The organism is Pseudomonas cichorii (assembly GCF_019719005.1).
Lineage (GTDB): Bacteria > Pseudomonadota > Gammaproteobacteria > Pseudomonadales > Pseudomonadaceae > Aquipseudomonas > Aquipseudomonas cichorii_E.
The window spans coordinates 1-806 of sequence record NZ_JAIGPJ010000100.1 but is presented as its reverse complement, the minus strand read 5'-3'; the positions used below and the strand labels follow the sequence as shown (position 1 = coordinate 806).

The window sequence follows — 806 nt, the reverse complement described above, 5'->3', positions numbered from 1 at the left end:
CCCTTCTGCGCGGCGCTCAGGCCGGTCTGGCGATTGTCGAGGTCACCGATCAGCAGCGTCATCAGCTTGTCGGCACGGATCACCCCGCCGCGGTTGAGGGCGCTGTCGCTGTGTACGGTCAGCAGGTCCTGCCCCACCACCCGGCCACCCTGGTTGTTCAGGGCCTGGCTGGTCAGGGTGAGCAGGCCCTTGGCCTGCACCTGTCCGCCGCTGCGGTTGTCCAGGGTGCCGGTCAGGGTAATGTCCAACTGGCCATCGGTGAGCACGGCACCGGCCAGGCGGTTGTCCAGGCTCGCGGCCCGCAGGTCCAGACCCAAGCCGGCCCCCAGGGTCCCGGCCTGGTTGTCGAGGGCCTGCGCCAGGATGACGGTCAGTTCCTCGTCGGCCATGACCTGGCCTTCGGCGTTGTCCAGGCTCTGGGCCTCCAGGGTGATGGCCCCTGCGCTGCTCAGCAGGCCCTGGCGGTTGCTGACGTCGCCGGTCACGTCCAGCGTGAGGCCCGCCTCGCTGCTCACCTCGCCGCTGTCGTTGTTCAGGGTTGCGGCTGTAAGGTCCACGCCTTTGCCGGACACCCGCCCGCGCAGGTTGGTCAGTGCCTTGTCGATGCGCACGATCAGGGATTCGTCGCTAAGCACCGTGCCGTCGGTGTTGTCCAGCGACGTGGCCGCCAGGGTAAAACCCTGGGCGCTGGAGATCTCGCCGCGCTGGTTATCGACCGTGCCGAGGTTCTTGAGCAGCAACTGGCCGGGGGCCGTAATCAAACCGTCCTGGTTATTGAGGTGGCCATTGCCCAGGTCCAGGCTGAC

Annotated in this window: 1 protein-coding gene; it reads right to left on the bottom strand. The window is 67.6% G+C overall.

Features of this window, described 5'->3' with window-relative positions:
* The coding region (locus K5D32_RS25770; protein ID WP_221602327.1) for a hypothetical protein at positions 1-806 on the bottom strand (806 nt) is incomplete at both ends.